Source organism: Vibrio sp. 1288 (assembly GCF_033344475.1).
In genome coordinates this window covers 1-975 of record NZ_JAWPOX010000191.1, presented here as the reverse complement: position 1 = coordinate 975, position 975 = coordinate 1, and the positions used below count along the sequence as shown (strand labels likewise).

At 42.2% G+C, this 975-nt stretch carries 2 protein-coding genes; both read right to left on the bottom strand.

Features of this window, described 5'->3' with window-relative positions; all coding sequences use genetic code 11:
* Positions 1-290, bottom strand: a 290-nt coding sequence (locus R8O11_RS25600; RefSeq protein WP_318140348.1) for a type VI secretion system baseplate subunit TssG, incomplete at its 3' end; no start/stop codon positions are given.
* Positions 287-975, bottom strand: a 689-nt coding sequence (locus tag R8O11_RS25595) for a type VI secretion system baseplate subunit TssF (RefSeq protein ID WP_318194659.1), incomplete at its 5' end; no start/stop codon positions are given. The genes R8O11_RS25600 and R8O11_RS25595, both read right to left, overlap by 4 nt.

Sequence of the window (975 nt, the reverse complement as noted above, 5' to 3'; positions counted from 1 at the left end):
CGATGCAATGCAAGCTCACTGTAATGCTGAGGCAGTACACCCTGCTCCCCCGTCAAGCCAATCAAATTTGTCTCAAGCGCTAATTTATCTTTACCTAATGGTTTAGTAGAAACGAGTTGCGCATTCTCAAAGCCTAAAGACGCATTGACCTTTAAGTTGAGTTTCTCGTTTTTGGGTAATGCATCTGTTCCAATTTGCGATTCAACTTTCAAAAGCTCTTGCTCAATAAGATGAATAGCTTCAAACAAAGAACGTTGCTTTAGCTCGCGGTAGAAGTCCTCTGAGCTCATAACAACACCTTATCACCTGTCAGCGCAGGCCATACGTGAAAGGAGCTGCTGGTTGATTTCAACTTAATCTCTAACTGCGTAAACACGTTAATCTCCGCATATTGAGCAAAGTAAACAGATAACACGCTACCCAATAAAAAGATCTGCTCTTTTGGCAGTATCTGATCGGACACTGTTAGAACCAGCTTTACTCCATGTGCAAAACCAACTTTTCCTTTCTGACTAACCCTACCGGTTGTATGTTCAAACTCTAGCTTGACTAGAGCATCTATAACGGCTTTTGTTTCGGGGGTGCCTGCAAATGCATACAAGTTCAATGTTTGTTTTAACGTTGCTAAGCCGTCAGCTTCAGTAAAATGGTTCAATGTTAATAGCTTGGTAAGCTGCCATCGTGTGCTTTCATCCATCTCTGGTCTAAGCGTTTCGGAGAGAGACGTTAAGCACCTGATTGATTTAAAATTATCATCAACATTGGGTAACTGAACCTTTGGTAGTCCGCCACCAAATGGAATTTTTTGTGGCAAATTACGATTGCAACACTCAGCTTCCACATACATCAGCCAATTATCTCTGCTTTCAGGGCTGAACAACTGGTATTGCTTATCAACAAAAGAAACATAAGTCTCTCGACCAGGCTCATCGTAGCCACCGGCCCAGTTTTTATCCTCTCGTCTCATTAACCAAT